This is a genomic window from Caballeronia sp. AZ7_KS35, assembly GCF_023631045.1.
GTDB classification, from domain to species: domain Bacteria; phylum Pseudomonadota; class Gammaproteobacteria; order Burkholderiales; family Burkholderiaceae; genus Caballeronia; species Caballeronia zhejiangensis.
The window spans coordinates 1-5,445 of sequence record NZ_JALQDV010000078.1; the positions used below are offsets into that span (position 1 = coordinate 1).

The following is a 5,445-nucleotide window of genomic DNA, read 5'->3' on the forward strand; positions in this document are numbered from 1 at the left end:
TGCTCTTTAAAAACTAACAGCCGATAAGTGTGGGCGCTTGATGGCGAGTGCGGCTGGTTCTTCGGAATCGGCAATAGCAAAAGTATCAAGAGTCTCACACGAAGTATCAGAGGAAGGTTTGTTCATCTTTGGATGGAATAAATCATCGTCAGTACGTTGAGTGAGCGACCTATTCGGAAGAATAGAAAACAGTAACAGGTATTGAACTGAAGAGTTTGATCCTGGCTCAGATTGAACGCTGGCGGCATGCCTTACACATGCAAGTCGAACGGCAGCACGGGGGCAACCCTGGTGGCGAGTGGCGAACGGGTGAGTAATACATCGGAACGTGTCCTGTAGTGGGGGATAGCCCGGCGAAAGCCGGATTAATACCGCATACGACCTAAGGGAGAAAGCGGGGGATCTTCGGACCTCGCGCTATAGGGGCGGCCGATGGCAGATTAGCTAGTTGGTGGGGTAAAGGCCTACCAAGGCGACGATCTGTAGCTGGTCTGAGAGGACGACCAGCCACACTGGGACTGAGACACGGCCCAGACTCCTACGGGAGGCAGCAGTGGGGAATTTTGGACAATGGGGGCAACCCTGATCCAGCAATGCCGCGTGTGTGAAGAAGGCCTTCGGGTTGTAAAGCACTTTTGTCCGGAAAGAAAACTTCGTCCCTAATATGGATGGAGGATGACGGTACCGGAAGAATAAGCACCGGCTAACTACGTGCCAGCAGCCGCGGTAATACGTAGGGTGCGAGCGTTAATCGGAATTACTGGGCGTAAAGCGTGCGCAGGCGGTCTGTTAAGACCGATGTGAAATCCCCGGGCTTAACCTGGGAACTGCATTGGTGACTGGCAGGCTTTGAGTGTGGCAGAGGGAGGTAGAATTCCACGTGTAGCAGTGAAATGCGTAGAGATGTGGAGGAATACCGATGGCGAAGGCAGCCTCCTGGGCCAACACTGACGCTCATGCACGAAAGCGTGGGGAGCAAACAGGATTAGATACCCTGGTAGTCCACGCCCTAAACGATGTCAACTAGTTGTTGGGGATTCATTTCCTTAGTAACGTAGCTAACGCGTGAAGTTGACCGCCTGGGGAGTACGGTCGCAAGATTAAAACTCAAAGGAATTGACGGGGACCCGCACAAGCGGTGGATGATGTGGATTAATTCGATGCAACGCGAAAAACCTTACCTACCCTTGACATGGTCGGAACCCTGCTGAAAGGTGGGGGTGCTCGAAAGAGAACCGGCGCACAGGTGCTGCATGGCTGTCGTCAGCTCGTGTCGTGAGATGTTGGGTTAAGTCCCGCAACGAGCGCAACCCTTGTCCTTAGTTGCTACGCAAGAGCACTCTAAGGAGACTGCCGGTGACAAACCGGAGGAAGGTGGGGATGACGTCAAGTCCTCATGGCCCTTATGGGTAGGGCTTCACACGTCATACAATGGTCGGAACAGAGGGTTGCCAAGCCGCGAGGTGGAGCCAATCCCAGAAAACCGATCGTAGTCCGGATCGCAGTCTGCAACTCGACTGCGTGAAGCTGGAATCGCTAGTAATCGCGGATCAGCATGCCGCGGTGAATACGTTCCCGGGTCTTGTACACACCGCCCGTCACACCATGGGAGTGGGTTTCACCAGAAGTAGGTAGCCTAACCGCAAGGAGGGCGCTTACCACGGTGGGATTCATGACTGGGGTGAAGTCGTAACAAGGTAGCCGTATCGGAAGGTGCGGCTGGATCACCTCCTTTCTCGAGCTTCGCACACGAAGTTAAGCGCTCACGCTTATCGGCTGTTGTTTGAAGACAGGCTTTGGGTCTGTAGCTCAGTCGGTTAGAGCACCGTCTTGATAAGGCGGGGGTCGTTGGTTCGAATCCAACCAGACCCACCACGGTCAAGATGAGTCAGGCAGTCAGTGAGGCTGCAGACGCAAGACGCGGGGGATTAGCTCAGCTGGGAGAGCACCTGCTTTGCAAGCAGGGGGTCGTCGGTTCGATCCCGTCATCCTCCACCAAGTCCTCAATGCGCAGTGTTTCGTGAAGCACTTTGCATTGGCGATTGAAAGCCAGTTGATGTCGCAGGCGAGTGAAGTGAGCTTGTCGGCTAAACGTTCTTTAACAATCTGGAAGAAGTAGTAAAGAGACTATCTAAAAGCACTTAGAGATGGGTGTGAGTCGGGTAGTCAGGGTAGTGATTGTATCAAGTATGAAAAGTGATCTTGACGATGACTTGGAATACGGCACAACGCGAATACTCAGCCTATGGCGAGGGTGGCTCGAGAGAGACACACTTGTTATAGGGTCAAGCGAACAAGTGCATGTGGTGGATGCCTTGGCGATCACAGGCGATGAAGGACGCGGTAGCCTGCGAAAAGTTGTGGGGAGCTGGCAAACGAGCTTTGATCCACAAATGTCCGAATGGGGAAACCCACTCCTAATGGAGTACCCACAACTGAATACATAGGTTGTGTGGAGCGAACGCGGTGAACTGAAACATCTAAGTAACCGCAGGAAAAGAAATCAACCGAGATTCCCAAAGTAGTGGCGAGCGAAATGGGATCAGCCTGTACTCTTTATCTTTGTTGTTAGTCGAACGCTCTGGAAAGTGCGGCCATAGCAGGTGATAGCCCTGTAGACGAAAACAGCGAGGAAGAACTAGGGGTACGACAAGTAGGGCGGGACACGTGAAATCCTGTCTGAAGATGGGGGGACCATCCTCCAAGGCTAAATACTCGTGATCGACCGATAGTGAACCAGTACCGTGAGGGAAAGGCGAAAAGAACCCCGGGAGGGGAGTGAAATAGATCCTGAAACCGCATGCATACAAACAGTCGGAGCCTGGAAACGGGTGACGGCGTACCTTTTGTATAATGGGTCAGCGACTTACGTTCAGTAGCGAGCTTAACTGATTAAGGCAGGCGTAGCGAAAGCGAGTCCGAACAGGGCGATCAGTTGCTGGGCGTAGACCCGAAACCAAGTGATCTATCCATGGCCAGGTTGAAGGTGCGGTAACACGTACTGGAGGACCGAACCCACTAACGTTGAAAAGTTAGGGGATGAGCTGTGGATAGGGGTGAAAGGCTAAACAAACTTGGAAATAGCTGGTTCTCTCCGAAAACTATTTAGGTAGTGCCTCGTGTATCACCTTCGGGGGTAGAGCACTGTCATGGTTGTGGGGTCCATTGCGGATTACTACGCCATAGCAAACTCCGAATACCGAAGAGTGCAATCACGGGAGACAGACATCGGGTGCTAACGTCCGGTGTCAAGAGGGAAACAACCCAGACCGCCAGCTAAGGTCCCAAAGATTGGCTAAGTGGGAAACGAAGTGGGAAGGCTAAAACAGTCAGGAGGTTGGCTTAGAAGCAGCCACCCTTTAAAGAAAGCGTAATAGCTCACTGATCGAGTCGTCCTGCGCGGAAGATGTAACGGGGCTCAAGCCAGTCACCGAAGCTGCGGATGCGTACGCAAGTACGTGTGGTAGGAGAGCGTTCCGTAAGCCTGCGAAGGTGCGTTGAAAAGCGTGCTGGAGGTATCGGAAGTGCGAATGCTGACATGAGTAGCGATAAAGGGGGTGAAAAGCCCCCTCGCCGTAAGCCCAAGGTTTCCTACGCAACGTTCATCGGCGTAGGGTGAGTCGGCCCCTAAGGCGAGGCAGAAATGCGTAGCTGATGGGAAGCAGGTCAATATTCCTGCACCATTGTTAGATGCGATGGGGGGACGGATCGCGGAAGGTTGTCCGGGTGTTGGACGTCCCGGTCGCTGCGTTGGAGAAGGCACTTAGGCAAATCCGGGTGCGTAATTCAAGGGCGTGGCGCGAGCTTCTTCGGAAGCGAAGCAATTGGAAGTGGTTCCAAGAAAAGCCTCTAAGCTTCAGTCTAACGATGACCGTACCGCAAACCGACACAGGTGGGCGAGATGAGTATTCTAAGGCGCTTGAGAGAACTCGGGAGAAGGAACTCGGCAAATTGGTACCGTAACTTCGGGATAAGGTACGCCCTTGTAGCTTGACTGGCCTGCGCCAGGAGGGTGAAAGGGTTGCAATAAACTGGTGGCTGCGACTGTTTAATAAAAACACAGCACTCTGCAAACACGAAAGTGGACGTATAGGGTGTGACGCCTGCCCGGTGCCGGAAGATTAAATGATGGGGTGCAAGCTCTTGATTGAAGTCCCGGTAAACGGCGGCCGTAACTATAACGGTCCTAAGGTAGCGAAATTCCTTGTCGGGTAAGTTCCGACCTGCACGAATGGCGTAACGATGGCCACACTGTCTCCTCCCGAGACTCAGCGAAGTTGAAGTGTTTGTGATGATGCAATCTCCCCGCGGCTAGACGGAAAGACCCCATGAACCTTTACTGTAGCTTTGCATTGGACTTTGAACCGATCTGTGTAGGATAGGTGGGAGGCTATGAAACCGGAACGCCAGTTTCGGTGGAGCCGTCCTTGAAATACCACCCTGGTTTGTTTGAGGTTCTAACCTTGGCCCGTGATCCGGGTCGGGGACAGTGCATGGTAGGCAGTTTGACTGGGGCGGTCTCCTCCCAAAGCGTAACGGAGGAGTACGAAGGTACGCTAGGTACGGTCGGAAATCGTGCTGATAGTGCAATGGCATAAGCGTGCTTAACTGCGAGACCGACAAGTCGAGCAGGTGCGAAAGCAGGTCATAGTGATCCGGTGGTTCTGTATGGAAGGGCCATCGCTCAACGGATAAAAGGTACTCTGGGGATAACAGGCTGATACCGCCCAAGAGTTCATATCGACGGCGGTGTTTGGCACCTCGATGTCGGCTCATCTCATCCTGGGGCTGTAGCCGGTCCCAAGGGTATGGCTGTTCGCCATTTAAAGAGGTACGTGAGCTGGGTTTAAAACGTCGTGAGACAGTTTGGTCCCTATCTGCCGTGGGCGTTGGATATTTGAAGGGGGCTGCTCCTAGTACGAGAGGACCGGAGTGGACGAACCTCTGGTGTACCGGTTGTGACGCCAGTCGCATCGCCGGGTAGCTATGTTCGGAAGAGATAACCGCTGAAAGCATCTAAGCGGGAAACTCGCCTTAAGATGAGATATCCCCGGGGCTTCGAGCCCCTTGAAGGGTCGTTCCAGACCAGGACGTTGATAGGTCAGGTGTGTAAGTGCAGTAATGCATTGAGCTAACTGATACTAATTGCCCGTAAGGCTTGATCCTATAACCAGTGTGTTTCACGTACTGACTTGGCGCCACAGCGCTTGGTCAATACCACCCCTGGTTGAGTAGCGTTGTGCGACACTCACTACCCAAACACTTCTACTTCTTCCCAGATTGGTTGTCGCGCCCACCCAGGCGAGACAACAACAAGTCATGCCTGATGACCATAGCGAGTCGGTCCCACCCCTTCCCATCCCGAACAGGACCGTGAAACGACTCCACGCCGATGATAGTGCGGATACCCGTGTGAAAGTAGGTAATCGTCAGGCTCCTCATGCT

2 tRNA genes and 3 rRNA genes are annotated in these 5,445 nt (G+C 53.3%); all 5 read left to right on the forward strand.

Annotated elements, in window-relative coordinates:
* The first annotated feature begins 203 nt into the window (after positions 1 to 203).
* The 5 genes from NCT05_RS36465 to rrf all read left to right on the forward strand — a co-directional run bounded on the left by NCT05_RS36465 (position 204) and on the right by rrf (position 5,435).
* Positions 204 to 1,735 (forward strand): 16S ribosomal RNA (locus NCT05_RS36465).
* A 63-nt stretch (positions 1,736 to 1,798) separates the two neighbouring features.
* Positions 1,799 to 1,875 (forward strand) — tRNA-Ile (locus NCT05_RS36470).
* A 47-nt stretch (positions 1,876 to 1,922) separates the two neighbouring features.
* Positions 1,923 to 1,998: transfer RNA gene (locus NCT05_RS36475), tRNA-Ala, on the forward strand.
* A gap of 285 nt (positions 1,999 to 2,283) precedes the next feature.
* Positions 2,284 to 5,166, forward strand: a 23S ribosomal RNA gene (locus NCT05_RS36480).
* A gap of 156 nt (positions 5,167 to 5,322) precedes the next feature.
* Positions 5,323 to 5,435 (forward strand): 5S ribosomal RNA (gene rrf, locus NCT05_RS36485).
* The 16S, 23S and 5S rRNA genes sit together here with 2 tRNA genes alongside, the layout of an rRNA operon.
* Positions 5,436 to 5,445 lie beyond the last annotated feature (10 nt).